This window comes from Streptomyces sp. NPDC023723 (assembly GCF_040639815.1).
In the GTDB taxonomy this organism is placed as follows: Bacteria; Actinomycetota; Actinomycetes; order Streptomycetales; family Streptomycetaceae; genus Streptomyces.
This window is the reverse complement of record NZ_JBFAAP010000003.1, coordinates 178,609-195,188: the sequence shown is the minus strand read 5'-3', so window position 1 is coordinate 195,188 and position 16,580 is coordinate 178,609. Positions and strand designations below refer to the sequence as shown.

13 protein-coding genes and 1 tRNA gene are annotated in these 16,580 nt (G+C 72.1%); 7 read left to right on the top strand and 7 right to left on the bottom strand.

The window, feature by feature from the left end; all coding sequences use genetic code 11:
* Positions 1-56: 56 nt before the first annotated feature.
* The 6 genes from pknB to AB0G32_RS05885 form a co-directional block, all read right to left on the bottom strand.
* On the bottom strand, positions 57-2,054 hold the full coding sequence (pknB, locus tag AB0G32_RS05910) for a Stk1 family PASTA domain-containing Ser/Thr kinase (protein ID WP_361158718.1): 1,998 nt from the start codon (positions 2,052-2,054) through the stop codon (positions 57-59).
* A 190-nt stretch (positions 2,055-2,244) separates the two neighbouring features.
* Positions 2,245-3,717 carry a penicillin-binding protein 2 gene (locus tag AB0G32_RS05905; RefSeq protein ID WP_361158715.1) on the bottom strand — a complete coding sequence of 491 codons (1,473 nt, stop codon included), beginning with the start codon at positions 3,715-3,717 and terminating at the stop codon, positions 2,245-2,247.
* On the bottom strand, positions 3,714-5,147 hold the full coding sequence (locus AB0G32_RS05900) for an FtsW/RodA/SpoVE family cell cycle protein (protein WP_361158713.1): 1,434 nt from the start codon (positions 5,145-5,147) through the stop codon (positions 3,714-3,716). The genes AB0G32_RS05905 and AB0G32_RS05900 overlap by 4 nt, the downstream gene beginning before the upstream one ends.
* A gap of 27 nt (positions 5,148-5,174) precedes the next feature.
* A complete protein-coding gene (locus tag AB0G32_RS05895) occupies positions 5,175-6,713 on the bottom strand; it encodes a Stp1/IreP family PP2C-type Ser/Thr phosphatase (RefSeq protein WP_361159080.1) in 1,539 nt (512 codons plus the stop codon).
* A 141-nt stretch (positions 6,714-6,854) separates the two neighbouring features.
* Positions 6,855-7,367: an FHA domain-containing protein gene (locus tag AB0G32_RS05890; RefSeq protein ID WP_361158711.1), complete on the bottom strand. Its 513-nt coding sequence runs from the start codon at positions 7,365-7,367 to the stop codon at positions 6,855-6,857.
* Between the two features lie 10 nt (positions 7,368-7,377).
* Entirely contained in the window at positions 7,378-8,256 is an 879-nt protein-coding gene (locus tag AB0G32_RS05885) for a DUF3662 and FHA domain-containing protein (protein WP_361158708.1), read from the bottom strand.
* Between the two features lie 462 nt (positions 8,257-8,718).
* On the opposite strand from AB0G32_RS05885, the gene AB0G32_RS05880 reads away from it, so the two are divergent.
* The 7 genes from AB0G32_RS05880 to AB0G32_RS05850 all read left to right on the top strand — a co-directional run bounded on the left by AB0G32_RS05880 (position 8,719) and on the right by AB0G32_RS05850 (position 14,780).
* Positions 8,719-8,805: transfer RNA gene (locus AB0G32_RS05880), tRNA-Leu, on the top strand.
* Between the two features lie 486 nt (positions 8,806-9,291).
* A complete protein-coding gene (locus tag AB0G32_RS05875; RefSeq protein ID WP_361158705.1) occupies positions 9,292-10,722 on the top strand; it encodes a DUF2252 domain-containing protein in 1,431 nt (476 codons plus the stop codon).
* Positions 10,723-10,776: 54 nt separating this feature from the next.
* A complete protein-coding gene (locus AB0G32_RS05870) occupies positions 10,777-11,619 on the top strand; it encodes a J domain-containing protein (protein ID WP_361158703.1) in 843 nt (280 codons plus the stop codon).
* Positions 11,616-11,963, top strand: a complete 348-nt coding sequence (locus AB0G32_RS05865) for a rhodanese-like domain-containing protein (RefSeq protein WP_361158700.1) — start codon at positions 11,616-11,618, stop codon at positions 11,961-11,963. Before AB0G32_RS05870 ends, AB0G32_RS05865 begins: the two co-directional genes overlap by 4 nt.
* A 134-nt stretch (positions 11,964-12,097) precedes the next feature.
* Positions 12,098-12,805, top strand: a complete 708-nt coding sequence (locus tag AB0G32_RS05860) for a DUF5819 family protein (protein WP_361158697.1) — start codon at positions 12,098-12,100, stop codon at positions 12,803-12,805.
* The gene (locus tag AB0G32_RS05855) at positions 12,802-14,025 is read left to right on the top strand and encodes an HTTM domain-containing protein (protein WP_361158694.1); all 1,224 of its coding nucleotides are present in this window, start codon (positions 12,802-12,804) and stop codon (positions 14,023-14,025) included. The genes AB0G32_RS05860 and AB0G32_RS05855 overlap by 4 nt, the downstream gene beginning before the upstream one ends.
* On the top strand, positions 14,022-14,780 hold the full coding sequence (locus AB0G32_RS05850; protein WP_361158691.1) for a TrmH family RNA methyltransferase: 759 nt from the start codon (positions 14,022-14,024) through the stop codon (positions 14,778-14,780). The genes AB0G32_RS05855 and AB0G32_RS05850 overlap by 4 nt, the downstream gene beginning before the upstream one ends.
* Before the next feature lie 22 nt (positions 14,781-14,802).
* Here the strand turns inward: AB0G32_RS05850 and paaN are convergent, their stop codons facing one another.
* Positions 14,803-16,539 carry a phenylacetic acid degradation protein PaaN gene (gene paaN / locus AB0G32_RS05845; RefSeq protein WP_361158688.1) on the bottom strand — a complete coding sequence of 579 codons (1,737 nt, stop codon included), beginning with the start codon at positions 16,537-16,539 and terminating at the stop codon, positions 14,803-14,805.
* Between the last annotated feature and the right edge of the window lie 41 nt (positions 16,540-16,580).

The window sequence follows — 16,580 nt, the reverse complement described above, 5'->3', positions numbered from 1 at the left end:
GCCCCGGCCTCTCCCGCGAACGCGGGGGCCGGGGCCCGATTCATGCGGTGGTGGCGTCAGCCGCCGAGGCTGTCCCACCAGTTGCTGTTGTCGCCGTTGCCGTTCCCGTTGCTGTTGTCGGTGGCCGGGGTGGCGGTCAGGGTGACCTTGTCGCCCTTCTTGACCTGCTGGCCCTCGGTCGGGTTGCTCAGGACGACGTTGGCGTTGTCCTCCTGGGAGCCCGAGATCCCCTGGAGTTCGAGACCGGCCTGGGACAGGACGTTCTTGGCGTCGGCGACCGTCATGCCGGTCACCTTCGGCATCGCGAACGGCGTCTCCTCGGCCGGCTTCTTGGCGATCTTCACGTCGACGGTGGAGCCGCGGTCGGCGGAGCTGCCCGGCGACAGGCTCTGCTCGAAGATCTTGCCCTCGTCCTGGGCGGAGGACTCCTCGGTGCTCTGCGAGCCGAGACTCAGGCCCTGCGCCTCCAGGAGCGACTTCGCCTCGTCCGATGTCTTGCCCGTGACGTCGGGCACCGTCACCTGCGACGTCTCCTTGGCCACGGTGAGCGTGACGGTGGAGCCCTTCGTCTTCGAGGTGCCGCCGTCGGGGCTCTGCGAGAGGACCGTGTCCGGCTCCTCGCTGGACTCCTCGGTCTTCTGCTCGACCTCGAAGCCCGCCTCCTTCAGCGCCGCCTCCGCGTCGGAGTAGCTCTTGCCCGTCACGTCGGGGACCTCGACCTTGGGGGCGCCGGTGGACACCACCAGGTTGATCGTCGCGTCCTTGTCGACCTCGGCGCCGCTGTCCGGGTCCTGGGAGCAGATCTTGCCCTTCTCCTCGTCCTCGCAGGAGTCCTCGGTGAAGGCGACCTTCAGGTCCGCGTTGACGGCCTGCTGCTTGGCCTCCGCCTTGGTCTGGCCGACGAAGTTCGGGGCGCTGATCTTGCCGTCGTCGCCCGAGTCGCCGCTGAACAGCTGCTGCCCGATGAGGATGGCGCCGATCAGGACCAGGATGCCCGCGACCACCAGCACGATGGTGGAGGTGTTGTTCTTGCGCTGCGGCTGGCGGCGCCGGTCGGGGCGCTCGTCGTAGCCGTAGCCGCCGTCGTCCGGGTTCATCGGCGGCAGCATCGAGGTGGCGCCGGCCCCGGAGTCCGAGCGCAGGGCGGTGGTCGGCTGGTCGTCGGGGTAGCCGCCGTAGCCGACCGCGCCCATCGCGGCGGTCGCGGCGACCGGCTGGCCGTCGAGGCACGCCTCGATGTCCATGCGCATCTCGTCGGCCGACTGGTAGCGGTAGTTCGGATCCTTGGTCAGCGCCTTCAGGACGATGGCGTCCATCTCGGGCGTGATCTCGGGGTCGAAGACGCTGGGCGGCTGCGGCTCCTCCCGTACGTGCTGGTAGGCGACCGCGACCGGGGAGTCGCCGACGAACGGCGGCCGGACGGTCAGCAGCTCGTAGAGCAGACAGCCGGTGGAGTACAGGTCGGAGCGGGCGTCGACCTGCTCGCCCTTGGCCTGCTCCGGGGAGAGGTACTGGGCGGTGCCGATGACGGCGGACGTCTGCGTCATGGTCATGCCGGAGTCGCCCATCGCGCGGGCGATGCCGAAGTCCATGACCTTGACCTGGCCGTTGCGGGTCAGCATCACGTTGGCCGGCTTGATGTCGCGGTGCACGATGCCGGCCCGGTGCGAGTACTCCAGGGCCTGGAGGATGCCGATGGTCATCTCCAGCGTGCGCTCCGGCAGCAGCTTGCGGCCGCTGTGCAGCAGTTCACGCAGGGTGGAGCCGTCGACGTACTCCATGACGATGTACGGGATGGAGACCCCGTCGATGTAGTCCTCGCCCGTGTCGTAGACCGCCACGATCGCGGGATGGTTGAGCGAGGCGGCCGACTGGGCCTCCCGGCGGAACCGGGCCTGGAAGGACGGGTCGCGCGCCATGTCCGCGCGGAGCGTCTTCACCGCCACCTGGCGTCCGAGCCGGGTGTCATGCGCGTGGTAAACCTCCGCCATGCCACCACGGCCGAGCACCGGGCCCAGCTCGTACCGGCCGCCTAGGCGACGCGGCTCTTCCATAGCTACCTACCAGCCCTCTCCGTCGGTCCCGACCGGCATGCTTGTACGGTCGGAGGCTGCCGTCCGGCCTACCGTACCCGGCCCGCTCCGTGTGACCTGGCCAAGCCCGGTACCCGATACACGACCGGTATCGCAACGTGCGCCGATGTGAATGGGACGTGACAGGAGTCACGTCCCGTTCAGCTTCTGGTCACTTCTTGCTGTCGATGACGGCCTTCATGACGTTCTTCGCGATCGGCGCCGCGAGGCCGCCGCCGGAGATGTCGTCGCGGTTGGCGTTCTCGTCCTCGACCACCACGGCGACGGCCACCGGTGAGCTGCCGTCGCTCTGCTTGGCGTAGGAGATGAACCAGGCGTACGGGTTCTCACTGTTGTCGACACCGTGCTGGGCGGTACCGGTCTTGCCACCGACGGTGACGCCGTCGAGCTGCGCGTTGGTTCCCGTGCCGTCCTTGACGACCGTCTCCATCATCGACTGGAGGATCTGGGCGTTGTCCGCGGACAGCGGCTTGCTCATCTCCTCGGGCTCGGTCTTCTCGATGGTGTCGAGGTTGGGGGCCTGGAGCTCGTCGACCATGTACGGCTGCATCAGCGTGCCGTTGTTGGCGATCGCCGAGGTGACCATGGCCATCTGCAGCGGGGTGGCGGCGGTGTTGAACTGGCCGATGGAGGAGAGCGCGACCTGCGAGGGCTCCATGTTGTCGGAGAAGACCGAGGCGCTGGAGCGGACCGGCACGAACTGCTCCTCGGTGAAGCCGAACTTCTTGGCCTCCTCCAGCATCTTCTCGTTGCCGAGGTCGGCGCCGATCTTGCCGAAGACGGTGTTGCAGGAGACCCGCAGCGCCTCGCGCAGGGTGGCGTTCTCGCAGGGCAGGTCGCCTTCGTTGGGCAGGTCCTGCGTGGTGCCCGGCATGGTCCAGGGCAGCGGCGAGTCGGTCTTCTCGTCCGCGCTGTCGTACAGGCCGTTCTCCAGGGCGGCCGCCGCGGTGAGCACCTTGAAGGTGGAGCCGGGCGGGTAGACCTCGCGCAGCGCCCGGTTCAGCGTCGGGTCGTCCTCGTTGTTCTCCTTCAGCAGCGACTTCCATGCCTTGGCGTCGGCGTCGCTGCCGCCGGCGAACGACGAGGGGTCGTACGACGGGTAGGAGGCCATCGCCAGGATCTTGCCGGTGGACGGCTCGATGGCGACGGCCGCGCCCTTGCCGCCCTGCGCCTTCAGACCGTCGTAGGCGGCCTTCTGCGCGGCGGCGTTGAGGGTGGTGACGACGTTGCCGCCCTCTTTCTTCTTGCCGGTGAGCATGTCGAGGGTGTTGCGGAAGAAGAGCCGGTCGTCGTTGCCGGTGAGGATGCCGTCGTCGATGGACTCCAGCTGGGTGGCGCCGTACGCCTGCGAGACGAAGCCGGTGACCGGCGCCCACATGGCGCCGTCCTTGTAGGTGCGCTTGTACTTGAAGTCGCCGTCGGTGGTGGCGTGTCCGGTGATCGCCTTGCCGTCGACGATGATGTCGCCGCGCGGGGAGGCGTACCGCTCGATGAGGACCCGGCGGTTGGCGTCGTCGGTCTTCAATTCGTCGGCCTTGACGTACTGGAGCCAGTTGTCCCGCAGCAGGAGGGTGAGGACCAGGAGGCCGCAGAAGAGCGCGATGCGGCGCAGGGGTTTGTTCACGGTCGGACCACCTGGGTCATCTCGGCGTCGGGGTTGGCGGGGGCGGGGGCCGGGCGGCGCGCGGTGTCGCTGATTCTCAGCAGGACGCCGATCAGCGCCCAGTTGGCGATCACCGAGGAGCCGCCGTAGGCCAGGAACGGCATCGTCATACCGGTGAGCGGGATGAGGCCCATCACACCGCCGGCCACGATGAAGACCTGGAGCGCGAAGGCGCCGGAGAGGCCGATGGCGAGCAGCTTGCCGAACGGGTCGCGGGCGGCGAGGGCGGTGCGCACGCCGCGCTCCACGATGAGTGCGTACAGCAGCAGCAGGGCCATCAGGCCGGCCAGGCCGAGTTCCTCGCCGAAGGTGGCGAGGATGAAGTCGGAGTTGGCGGCGAACCGGATCAGGTCGGAGTGGCCCTGGCCCCAGCCGGTGCCCAGCGTGCCGCCGGAGCCGAACGCCCACAGGGCCTGCATGGCCTGCTCGGAGTGGCCGGCCACGCCCTGCTGGGAGAGCTTGTACTCGCCCATCGGGCTGAGCCAGGCGTCCACGCGCTGCTGGATGTGCGGCTCGAAGCTGGCCACGCCGACCGCGCCGACCGCGGACATCAGCAGACCGAAGACGATCCAGCTGGTCCGCTCGGTGGCCACGTACAGCATGATCACGAACATGCCGAAGAACAGCAGCGAGGTGCCGAGGTCGGTCTCGAAGACCAGGATCAGGATCGAGACGATCCAGACCACCAGGATCGGGCCGAGGTCGCGGCCGCGGGGCAGGTAGAGGCCCATGAAGCGGCGGCTGGCCAGGGCCAGCGCGTCGCGCTTCACCATCAGGTAGCCGGCGAAGAAGATCGCCAGCACGATCTTGGCGAACTCACCGGGCTGGATGGAGAAGCTGCCGACCTTGATCCAGATCTTGGCGCCGTAGATGTTCTGGCCGAGGCCCGGGACCAGCGGCAGCAGCAGCAGGATCAGTGCGCCGACCATGGAGATGTAGGTGTAGCGCTGCAGGACCCGGTGGTCCTTGAGGAAGATCAGGACCGCGAGGAAGAGGGCGATGCCCATCGCGGTGTACATCAGCTGGCGGGGCGCGGCGGTGCCGGCCTGCTCGATGGACTGGAGCAGTTCGGACTGGTCCAGGCGCCAGATGGCGACCAGTCCGAGGCCGTTGAGCAGCGTGGCCAGGGGCAGCAGCAGCGGGTCCGCGTACGGGGCGAACTTGCGCACCACGAGGTGGCCGACGGCGGCCAGCAGGCCGAGGCCCAGGCCGTAGCTCAGCAGGCCGGCCGGGACCTCGTCGTTGATGGCGAGGCCCACGTTGGCGTAGGCGAAGACCGGGATGGCGACGGCGAAGACCAGCAGCGCCAGCTCGGTGTTGCGCCGGCTCGGCGCTCCGATGGCGCCGATCGTGGACGTGTGGTGCGTCGGCGGGTTGGGAGTACTGCTCATCGTGTGACAGGGCCTCTCACGGCTTGCCTACTGCTCACCGCACCGTGAGACGACCTTCTGCTCTTCCTCCGAGAGGGTGGGGCCGGCATCGGGGCTGGGTGCGGTCGTGGACGGGGACGGATCGGGCGACTCGGATGTCCCGGGCGTGCCCGACGCGGTGGGCGTCGGGGACGCTTTGGACGTGAGGGAGACCGGGTCGGTTCCGGTGCCCGTGGTCTCGCCCTCGCCCGTCTTCGCGTTGCTCTCGTTCTGCGTGGTGCGCCGTTCGGCCTGCTTCTCGCAGGCGGAGGCCTGTACGGCCAGTTCGTCGATCTTGGAGCGGGCGTCGCTGAGGTCGCCCTCGGCGATCGTCTCCTCGACCGATTTGCGCTGGTAGGGCGGGAGGTACTTGAGTTCGATCTCGGGGTGGTCCTTCTCGACCTTCGACAGCGACACCCAGGCCAGGTCCTGGCTGATGCCGCGGTAGAGGGCGACGTGGTCGTCCTTGGTGCCGACGTAGTACTGGGTCTGGGTCCAGCGCCAGCCGCCGTAGAGGCCGCCGCCGATGACGGCGAGGGCGAGCACGGAGTAGAAGGATCTCTTCAGCCAGCGGCGGTTCTTGCGCGGCTTGGTGAAGTCGTCGTCGCCGTAGTCGAGGCCGTCGGCGGGGATGTAGCCGGTGGTGTCGCCGCTGCCGGGCGGGCCGAACTCGCCGCCCCCGCCGCCGCCTTGCCGGCCGAGCCCGGAGGCGCGGCCCGCCGGGGTCTGCATGATGCCGTTGTCGCCGAACTGGGCCTGGTTCTCGGCGACGGCGCCGACCACGACGGGGGTGTCGGAGAGCTGTCCGGCCAGGGTGTCGCCGGTGTCCAGGTCGAGGACGTCGGCGATGATCACGGTGATGTTGTCGGGGCCGCCGCCGCGCAGGGCGAGCTGGATCAGCTCCTGGACGGTCTCCTGGGGGCCCTGGTAGCTGGCCAGGGTCTCCTCCAGGGTCTGGTGGGAGACGACGCCGGAGAGCCCGTCGGAGCAGATCAGGTAGCGGTCGCCGGCCCGGACCTCGCGGATCGACAGGTCGGGTTCGACGTGGTCGCCGGAGCCCAGCGCCCGCATCAGCAGGGAGCGCTGCGGGTGGGTGCCCGCCTCCTCCTCGGTGATGCGGCCCTCGTCGACGAGGCGCTGCACCCAGGTGTGGTCCTGGGTGATCTGGGTCAGCGCGCCGTCCCGCAGCAGGTACGCGCGCGAGTCGCCGACGTGCACCATGCCGAGCCGCTGGCCGGTCCACAGCAGGGCGGTCAGGGTGGTCCCCATGCCCTCCAGGCTGGGGTCCTCCTCGACCATCTGCCGCAGCTGGTCGTTGGCGCGCTGCACGGCGGTGCCCAGCGAGGTGAGGATGTCGGAGCCGGGCACGTCGTCGTCGAGGGCGACGATGGTGGAGATCACCTCGGAGGAGGCGACCTCGCCGGCCGCCTGGCCGCCCATGCCGTCGGCGATGGCGAGCAGGCGCGGACCGGCGTAACCGGAGTCCTCGTTGCCCTCCCGGATCATGCCCTTGTGCGATCCGGCGGCGAAGCGCAGTGACAGACTCATGCGCACCTCGCCCGTCGGCTCCGGGTACAGCCGGTCGTGTCGAGCCACACTGCCCACCCTCCGGTCGGGAGCGCGCCGGGGCCCGGGGTGCCGGCCGCCGCCGCGTGCTCGCTCCGCTCGCGCTCATTCATTGGTGTAGCACTACTTCCGCAGCTCGATGACGGTCTTGCCGATGCGGATCGGCGCGCCCGGTGCGATGGGCGTAGGCGTCGTCAGCCGGGATCTGTCCAGGTATGTGCCGTTGGTGGAGCCGAGGTCCTCGACGATCCACTGACCGTTCTGGTCCGGGTAGATCCTGGCATGGCGGCTGGAGGCGTAGTCGTCGTCCAGCACGATCGTCGAGTCGTGTGCCCGGCCGAGCGTGATGGTCTGGCCCTGGAGGGCCACGGTGGTGCCCGTGAGGGTGCCCTCGGTCACCACCAGTTTGGTGGGAGCGTTGCGACGGCCGCGGCCGCCGCTCGGCTGCTGGCGCTGCTGGGCAGGCGCCTGACGTGCGGCCTGCTGCTGGGCTCGCCCGGCGTCCCGGCGCTGTCCGCGCTGGGTGACGCGCGTACCGAACAGGTCGCTGCGGATGACCTGCACGGCCACGATCACGAACAGCCACAGTACGGCGAGAAAACCCAGCCGCATGACCGTGAGGGTCAGCTCTGACATTGCCCCCGGATCACCCTTCGGCTTGCCTGTAGATAACGGTGGTACTGCCCACGGTGATCCGCGAGCCGTCGCGGAGCGTAGCGCGGGTGGTGTGCTGCCCGTCCACCACGATGCCGTTGGTGGAGCCGAGATCCTGGATCACCGAGGGCGTTCCGGTCCGGATCTCGCAGTGCCGCCGGCTGACGCCGGGGTCGTCGATCCGCACGTCGGCCTCGGTGCTGCGGCCCAGCACGAGCGTCGCGCGGGAGATCTGGTGGCGGGCACCGTTGATCTCGATCCAGTGGCGGGTGGGTCCGCCGGGTACGGGGGCGGGCGCGGCCGCGGCCGGTGGCCGCGGGGCGCTCGCGGGCTGCGGGTAGCCGTAGGCACCGCCGGCGCCGCGGGCGCCGGGTGGCGGCGCGGCGGGCATCGGCGGGGCCGCGGGAGCCGCGGCGGGCGGGTAGCCGTAGCCGCCGGGGCGGCCGGCCGGTGGGGCGGGGGGCGCGGCGGGCGCGGCCGACGCCGCCTGCGAGCTGGAGGAGGCGAGGGTGCGGCTGCGGACCCGGTACAGACCGGTGTCGAGGTCCTCCGCCTTCTCCAGATGGACCTTGATCGGGCCCATGAAGGTGTAGCGCTGCTGCTTGGCGTAGTCGCGGACCATGCCGGCCAGTTCGTCGCCGAGCTGGCCGGAGTAGGGGCTGAGCCGCTCGAAGTCGGGCGTGCTCAGTTCCACGATGAAGTCGTTGGGTACGACGGTGCGGTCACGGTTCCAGATGGTCGCGTTGTTGTCGCACTCGCGCTGAAGCGCGCCCGCGATCTCCACGGGCTGTACCTCGGACTTGAAGACCTTCGCGAAGGTGCCGTTGACCAGACCTTCGAGACGCTGCTCGAATTTCTTCAGGACTCCCATGGGGCACCTCCTCCGTCGCTGCCGTCCTGTTCGCTGCCCTGCGTACTGCTGTGCTGCGTACTGCCTACCTGGTACTGCTTACTGATCGTATCCACGCGCGGGTCGATCGGCTGGTTCCCCCTGTCGGCCCGGTCGAAGGGTGTCGACGCCTCTCGGAGTTCCCGCTGGAGCTCGTCTTCGAACGCCGCGGGGCGCGCTGTCGCGCGAACTCCTGCCCAGGATCGTAGAGCCGCTCGGCGACCAGTGTCCCGCACCGGGCTGTGGACCCGGTCCGCTCCGGGGAGGACGGGCCGGACCGGTACGAGGTTGATACGTGAACGGCCACCCGCCGGGACGTGGCCGGAGGGTGCCGCGGGGGCGGGAAAGGGATGTGAATCCACCCCGGCCAGCGTGCTAATGTTCTCGATGTCGGAAGGCGCCGGGCCGCAAGGAACGGGCGAGGGGCCGGAAGACACACCCAATGCGCGGGTGGCGGAATAGGCAGACGCGCTGGATTCAGGTTCCAGTGCCCGAAAGGGCGTGGGGGTTCAACTCCCCCCTCGCGCACCAGACGGAAGCCCCGTAGGTCTCAGACCTACGGGGCTTTCGCGTTGTGCGGTGCTCTGTTGCCGTGTGCCGCTGTGAGCAAGGTCTCACCGCGCGAGCGCGGTCCGGGCGGGGCGGGGAGTAGCGTCGGGGCGCGCCGCCGGCCGGGTGCGGGCGGTGCGCTGGAGCGGCGGGTGCGGGTGCCTGCCAGGGCGTACGGGCAAGGGAGGCGACCGGATGACCGGGCTGTCGGCCGGGACGGGTACGGAAGCGGCGGCCGGGGGCGGGGCGCGGGGGCCTGGTGTTCCGGACGGGGAGCAGGGGGCTGGCGTAACGGGTGGGGAACAGAGGGCTGGCGTGCCCGGTGTGGGGCGGGTGCCGGTCGGGCTGGACGGGGAGCGGGCGGTTGGTGTGCGGGGCGGGGTGCAGGGGGCTGGCGTGCCCGGTGGGGAGCGGGGAGCTGGCGTGCCTGGTGGGGAGCAGGGGGCTGGCGTGCCAGGTGTGGGGCGGATGTCGGTAGGGCCGGGTGCCGGAGCGGCGGTCGGTGTGCGGGTGCCTGTCGTGCCCGGGTTCGCGCGGTGGGCCGCAGGGAGCTCGGGGGGCGGTTCCGCGAAGGCGGAGGGCAAGGCGCTGCGGGAGCGGGTGCCGCGGTCCGCGCACGCGGTGTTCGAGGCGGATCCGGGGCGGCCCGGCGCGGTGGCCGCCGTGACGGAGTCCAACCGGGGGCGAATACCCGAGCTGACCCCGATCCGGGTGGGACGGATGGCCGCCGGCCCCTTCGCGTTTCTGCGTGGCGCGGCCGGGCTGATGGCCCACGACCTGGCGCGGACGCCGATGACCCGGATCCGGGCGCAGCTGTGCGGGGACGCGCACGCGGCCAACTTCGGCCTGTACGGCGACGCCCGGGGCGGGCTGGTCATCGATCTGAACGACTTCGACGAGACGGTGCACGGCCCCTGGGAGTGGGACCTGAAGCGGCTGGCCGCCTCGCTGGTGCTGGCGGGCCGGGAGGCCGGGGCCGACGAGGACACCTGCCGGGCGGCCGCCCGGGACGCGGCGGGCGCCTACCGGCGCACGATGCGGCTGCTGGCCCGGCTGCCGGTGCTGGACGCCTGGAACGCCATCGCCGACGAGGAACTGGTCTCCCACACCGACGCGCACGATCTGCTGGGCACCCTGGAGCGGGTCGCCAAGAAGGCGCGGAACAACACCAGCGGGCGGTTCGCGGCGAAGTCGACCGAGGAGACCGAGGACGGCGGGCGGCGGTTCACGGACGCCCCGCCGGTGCTGCGCCGGGTGCCGGACGCCGAGGCGGCGGTGGTCGCGGCGGCCCTCGCGGAGTACCTGGGCACGCTGCCGGCGGACCGGCTGCCGCTGCTGGCCCGGTACACGGTGCAGGACGTGGCGTTCCGGATCGTCGGCACGGGCAGCGTCGGGACCCGGTCGTACGTGGTGCTGCTGCTCGATCACCGGGGTGAGCCGCTGGTGCTCCAGGTGAAGGAGGCCAGGGCCTCCGCGCTGGTGCCGCACCTGGCGGCGGCCGGCTTCGAGGTGCCCGAGGCCGGGCACGAGGGGCGCCGGGTGGTGCTGGGGCAGCAGCGGATGCAGGTGGTCAGCGACATCCTGCTGGGCTGGACGACGGTGGCCGGGCGGCCGTTCCAGGTACGGCAGTTCCGCAACCGCAAGGGCAGCGTCGACCCGGCCGCGCTGGCCGCCGACCAGATCGACGACTACGCGCGGATGACCGGCGCGCTGCTGGCCCGGGCGCACGCGCACAGCGCCGATCCGCGCCGGGTGGCCGGGTACTGCGGCAAGAACGCGGAACTGGACGAGGCGGTGGCCGCGTTCGCCGTCGCCTACGCCGACCGCACGGAGGCGGACCACGCGGAACTGGTGGCGGCGGTGCGGGCCGGGCGGATCGCGGCCGAGCCGGGGGTCTGAGGCCGTTTCCGGGTGTGGTGCGGGGGCGCGCCGGGCAGGGCCTAGGCTGGGCGTGTGACGACCCCGGAAGCTGAGCAAGGCGGTGCCGCGCGGCCCGAGGAACGGCTGGAGAAGGCCGTACGGGCCGCCGAGCAGGCGCTCATCGAGTACGAGATCGCGGTGGAGACCTTCCGGGTGGAGGTCGACAACTTCTCCCGGCTGCACCACCAGCGGCTCGGCCCGGTCTACGCCCGGCTCGACGAGCTGGAGGCGCGGATCCTTCAGGCGAAGGCCGCCCGCAGCGGTGCCGCCGAGGACCAGCGGCTGGCCGACGAGGCCCGGGCCCGGCTGATGCCGCTGCCGGGGGTCGAGGAGCTGACCCACGGCTGGATGGACGGCGACGGGCTGTTCCCCGAGGCCACGGCGATGCTCACCGGGCAGGAGGTACGGCCCCCGCAGCGGGTGCGGCCCAGCGAGGAGGCCCGCAAGCTGTACCGCGAGCTGGCCCGCCGGGCCCACCCCGACCTGGCGCAGGAGGACGGCGAGCGGGCCCGGCGCGAGGAGTTCATCACCCGGGTCAACGCCGCCTACGCCCGCGGCGACGCGGGGGAGCTGCGGCGGCTGGCCGAGGAGTGGGACGCCGGGCCGAAGGAGGAGCGCGGCCCGAGCCTCGCCGAGGAGCTGTACGCCCGGCTGGAGTGGCTGGCCGAGCGCAAGGAACTGCTCACCCGGGTCGCGAACGAGCTGGAGCAGAGCGCCATCGGCGGGATGCTGCGGCTGGCCCCGGACGATCCCGACCAGCTACTGGAGGAGATCGCCGAGCAGCTGACCGCGCAGGTCGCCGAGCGGGAGGCGGAGCTCGCCGAGCTGCTGGGGCAGGCCGCGCCGGGCCCCGGGTCCGGTAGCGTCGGAGCATGAGTTTCGGAGCTGGGGTTCCCACGGTCGAGGTCGCGGACCTCAAGGACGACGACTTCCTGCTGGACGTCCGCGAGGACGACGAGTGGCAGGCGGGGCACGCCGAAGGGGCGCTGCACATCCCGCTCAGCGACTTCGTCGCCCGCTACGGCGAGCTGACCGAGGCCGCGCCCGAGGCCGGCCGGGTCCATGTGATCTGCCGGTCCGGCGGACGGTCGGCGCAGGTCACCATGTACCTGACGCAGCAGGGCATCGACGCGGTGAACGTCGACGGCGGCATGCAGGTGTGGGCCGCGGCGGGCCGGCCCGTGGTGACGGACTCGGGTGAGCCGGGGTACGTCGCCTAAGGGCCGGTCGTCCGGCGAGTTCCGTCCGGAGGCTGTGGGCGCGCGCCGTGCCCAGTACCGTTCGCGTGCGAGTCCCGCCCGGTGGGTGCGGGGCGGGCGCGACGACGGATGCCGGTATGCGGGAGCGGGGCTGGATGGACGCGTACGACTCGGGGCCTGGCGCCCGGCACGGTGCGGCCGACGACGACGCCGCCCGCAGCGGGGTCGCCGCGCTCTCTCCGCGCTATCAGGTCGGCGCGGCGGTCGCGCTGGCGGTCGTCGCCGCCGTGGTCTCGATCCATCTCGGCATGACGTTCCTGCATGTGGCGCCGTCGAACACGGTCACCAAGCAGCACGGTGACGTCATCGACGACTGGATCTACCCGGAGTTCGAGCAGAACTGGAAGCTGTTCGCGCCCAATCCGCTCCAGCAGAACATCTCCGTCCAGGTCCGCGCCGAGCTGAGCACGGCCGACGGCGGGGTCCGCACCACCGGCTGGTACGACCTGTCCGCCGAGGACGGCCGGGCCATCGACGGCAATCCGCTGCCCAGCCACACCCAGCAGAACGAGCTGCGCCGGGCCTGGGACTTCTACACCGCCACCCATGACTCCGACGACCGTGCGGTGGGGCTGCGCGGGGCGCTGTCCGAGACGTATCTGCGCCGGATCGCCGTACTGCGCCTGGCGCGGGCGGGCGCGGCCGGGGCGGGCGATGTGCTGGACCAGGTCCAGTACCGCGCCCGGACCAGCGCGGTGCCGCCGCCGGACTGGAGCGGGGAGCAGGTCTCCGACCGGACCGAGGTCCGGGAGCTGCCCTGGTGGCGGGTGCCGGCGCGTGAGGCGGACGGGGGCGTGGCGTGAACCGCGTCGCCCTGACGGTCTCCCGGGGGATCGCCCGGGTCACCGAGGCCGCCCTCGGCCCGTACCAGACGGCGGTGGTCCGGATCGGGTTCGGCGCCACCTGGCTGCTGTTCCTGCTGCGGGAGTTCCCGCACCGCCATGAGCTGTACGGTCCGGACGGGCCGTGGAGCTGGGCCCTGGCCCGGCGGCTGACCGCGGACAACGGCGCTTTCACGGCGCTGCTGTGGTCCGACGGCCGGCTCTGGTTCGAGACGGTGTACGCGCTGTCCCTGCTGGCCGGCGTGGTGCTGCTGCTCGGCTGGCGGACCCGGACCGCGTCGGTGCTGTTCATGGTCGGGGTGCTGTCCCTGCAGAACCGCAGCGTCTTCGTCGGTGACGGCGGCGACAACGTGCTGCACCTGATGAGCGTCTACCTCGTCTTCACGCGCTGCGGACAGGTGTGGTCGCTGGACGCGCGGCGGGCCCGGCGGTCGGCGGCGCGGCGGGCGCGGGGCGAGCGGGTGCCGGACCGGACCGGGGTGGTGCTGTGGGCCGGGCTCGGGCTCGCGCTGGCCGCGGTGACCCTGACCGGGCGGGTCGACGGCTTCGGCGACGAGTGGCTGGTGCCGGCGCTGCTGTGGGGGGTGTGGCTGGGGCAGGCGCTGTGGTGGGCCGTGGGGCGGTGGGCGACGGGCGGTGAGCCGCGCGTCCTGCTGGACGTGATCGCCAACATCGTGCACAACGGCGCGCTCCTGGTGATCATGGCGGAGGCGTGTCTGATCTACGCGACCGCCGGCTGGTACAAGGTGCAGGGCTCGCGCTGGCAGGACGGCACCGCCGTCTACTACCCCCTGCAACTGGAGTACTTCTCGCCCTGGCCGCAGCTCGCCGGGCTGCTGGCGGCCAGCGGCACGGTGGTGATGCTCATCACCTATGGAACGGTCGCGGCGCAGGTCGCGTTCCCGTTCACGCTGTTCAACCGGCGGGTCAAGAACGTGCTGCTGGCCGTCATGATGACCGAGCACGCGGTGATCGCCGCGGTGCTCGGGCTGCCGTTCTTCTCGCTGGCGATGATCGTGGCGGACGCGGTGTTCCTGCCGACGCCGTTCCTGCGCCGGCTCGGCGGACTGGCGGCCCGGGTGGCGGCGCGGGTGGCGCGGCGCCGGGACGGGGCGGCGGTGGTGCCCGCGCGGGGCGTCCCGGAGGGCGCCGGGTCCACGCACGTAGGCTTCGGGGCATGAGCGACCCGCGCCCGACCGACCCCCTGCGCGCCTGGCGCCGGCTCGCCGGCGACCGGGTCCTGCTGGACGGCTTCCACGCCCTCAAGCACGCGCTGCGCTTCGGGGCGGACGTCCCGATGGCGGTCGCCGCCGACCGGGCCGCGGCGCTCGCCCTCGCCGACGAACTGGCACCGGACGTACGGGAGCGGCTGGCCGGTCTGCTCACCGAGGTGACGCCCGAGGCGTACGCCGCGCTGGTGACGCGTCCGCATCCCACCGCGGTGGCCGCGCTGGCGGTACGTCCGGCGCGGGAGGCGGCGCTGCGGCGGCTGGCGCACACTCCGCGTACGGCGCCCGTCGTGGTCCTCGACCAGCCGCGCAACCTCGGCAACGCGGGGGCGGTGATCCGGCTGGCCGCCGGGTTCGGCGCGACCGGCGTGGTCACCACCGGCACCCTCGACCCCTGGCACCCCACCGTGGTGCGCGGCGGGGCGGGCCTGCACTTCGCGACCGCCGTGCAGCGGCTGACGGTGCGGGAGCTGCCGCCGGGCCCGGTGTTCGCGCTGGACCCGGCGGGCGAGGACCTCCGGGGACTGAAGCTGCCCGACGACGCGTTGCTCGCCTTCGGGTCCGAACGCAGCGGGCTCTCCGCGGAGTTGCGGGCGCGGGCCGATCACCTGGTCGCCCTGCCGATGCGGCCGCAGGTCTCCAGCTACAACCTGGCGACCAGTGTGGCGATGGCGCTGTACCACTGGAGCGCGGGACAAGGGGGCTAGGTTTCCTGCCTGGTTCTCCTGCCTAGTTTTCCCGGCGGACCTCGATGATCCGGAAGCGGTTCGCGACGAACGCGCCGTCGGTGAGGGCCGCGTTGGCCGCCGGGTTGCCGCCCGAGCCGTGGAAGTCGGAGAAGGCGGCCGTCTGGTTGACGTACACCCCGCCGGTCAGGTTGAGGGAGAGCTGGGCGGCCTCCTGGAGACAGACCTCCTCGACGGCCCGCTCGACGGCCTCGTCGGTGGTGTGGGCGCCGACGGTCATCGCGCCCTTCTCGCGCACGGCGCGGCGCAGCAGGTCGGTGGCGTCGGCGGCCGAGTCGACGGCGACGGCGAAGGAGACCGGGCCGAAGCACTCGCTCAGGTAGGCGGGTTCGTCGGCGGCGCCGTCCCAGTACTTGCGCGCGCCGTCCAGCTTGACGATCACCGGGGTGCGGACGACCGCGTCGGGGAACTCGGGATGAGCCACCGCGCGGGAGGCGAGGGCGACTTCGCCGAGCCGGTCGGCGGCCTCCAGGCGGACCCTGACGTCCGGGTTGACGATCGCGCCGAGCAGCGCGTTCGCCCGCGCGTCGTCGCCGAGCAGGGCGTCGACCGCGCGGGCGAGGTCGGCGGTCACCTCGTCGTAGGACTTGGGGCCCTGGTCGGTGCGGATGCCGGCGCGCGGGATCAGCAGGTTCTGCGGGGTGGTGCACATCTGGCCGCTGTACAGGGAGAGGGAGAAGGCCAGGTTGGCGAGCATGCCCCGGTAGTCGTCGGTGGACTCGACGAGCACCGTGTTGACGCCGGCCTTCTCGGTGAAGACCTGGGCCTGGCGGGCGTGCGTCTCCAGCCAGTCGCCGAAGGCGGTGGAGCCGGTGTAGTCGATGATCCGGATCTCGGGGCGGGTGGCGAGAGTCTTGGCGAGGCCCTCGCCGGGGGCCTCGGCGGCCAGCGCGACCAGGTTCGGGTCGAAGCCGGCCTCGGTGAGCACCGCGCGGGCGGCGGCCACGGTGAGGGCGAGCGGCAGCACCGCGCGGGGGTGCGGTTTGACCAGCACCGCGTTGCCGGTGGCCAGGGAGGCGAACAGGCCCGGGTAGCCGTTCCAGGTCGGGAAGGTGTTGCAGCCGATGACCAGGCCGATGCCGCGCGGGACCGGCGTGAAGCTCTTGGTCAGCGTCAGCGGGTCGCGCTTGCCCTGCGGCTTGGTCCACTCGGTGCGCCCGGGGACGCGGGTCTGCTCCGCGTAGGCGTACGCCACCGCCTCCAGGCCGCGGTCCTGGGCGTGCGGGCCGCCCGCCTGGAACGCCATCAGGTACGCCTGCCCGGAGGTGTGCATCACCGCGTGCGCGAACTCGTGCGACCGGTCGTTGATCCGCTTCAGGATCTCCAGGCAGACCAGCGCGCGCAGCTCGGCGCCCGCGTCCCGCCAGGCGGCCTGGCCGGCCCGCATGGCGGGCAGCAGCACGTCGAGGTCCGCGTGCGGGTAGCTGACGCCGAGCGCGAGGCCGTACGGGGAGGTCTCGCCGCCCACCCAGCCGTCGGTGCCGGGCTGGCCGAGGTCGAGGCGGGTGCCGAGCAGGGCGTCGAACGCGGCCCGGCCGGCCGCCGGGTCCAGGCTGCCGTGCTCGCCGTACGCCTTGGGGTGCTCGGGGTGCGGGGACCAGTACGCGCGCGTGCGGATCGCTTCCAGGGCCTGGTCGAGGGTGGGCCGGTGGCCGGCGATCAGGGCGGACGGGGTGAGCTCGGCGGTGGGGGCGGCGGCGGGGGCGGGTTCGGCGGCCATGCGGGACCAACTCCTCGTTCTCCTGAGCCGCGCGCCGGGCT

What these genes read in the sequence shown, in the direction of transcription:
- pknB (WP_361158718.1), bottom strand. Translation starts at nt 2,054, where the DNA reads ATGGAAGAGCCGCGTCGCCTAGGCGGCCGGTACGAGCTGGGCCCGGTG.
- AB0G32_RS05900 (WP_361158713.1), bottom strand. Translation starts at nt 5,147, where the DNA reads ATGAGCAGTACTCCCAACCCGCCGACGCACCACACGTCCACGATCGGC.
- AB0G32_RS05895 (WP_361159080.1), bottom strand. Translation starts at nt 6,713, where the DNA reads ATGAGTCTGTCACTGCGCTTCGCCGCCGGATCGCACAAGGGCATGATC.
- AB0G32_RS05890 (WP_361158711.1), bottom strand. Translation starts at nt 7,367, where the DNA reads ATGTCAGAGCTGACCCTCACGGTCATGCGGCTGGGTTTTCTCGCCGTA.
- AB0G32_RS05885 (WP_361158708.1), bottom strand. Translation starts at nt 8,256, where the DNA reads ATGGGAGTCCTGAAGAAATTCGAGCAGCGTCTCGAAGGTCTGGTCAAC.
- AB0G32_RS05875 (WP_361158705.1), top strand. Translation starts at nt 9,292, where the DNA reads ATGTCGGTAGGGCCGGGTGCCGGAGCGGCGGTCGGTGTGCGGGTGCCT.
- AB0G32_RS05865 (WP_361158700.1), top strand. Translation starts at nt 11,616, where the DNA reads ATGAGTTTCGGAGCTGGGGTTCCCACGGTCGAGGTCGCGGACCTCAAG.
- AB0G32_RS05860 (WP_361158697.1), top strand. Translation starts at nt 12,098, where the DNA reads ATGGACGCGTACGACTCGGGGCCTGGCGCCCGGCACGGTGCGGCCGAC.
- AB0G32_RS05850 (WP_361158691.1), top strand. Translation starts at nt 14,022, where the DNA reads ATGAGCGACCCGCGCCCGACCGACCCCCTGCGCGCCTGGCGCCGGCTC.
- paaN (WP_361158688.1), bottom strand. Translation starts at nt 16,539, where the DNA reads ATGGCCGCCGAACCCGCCCCCGCCGCCGCCCCCACCGCCGAGCTCACC.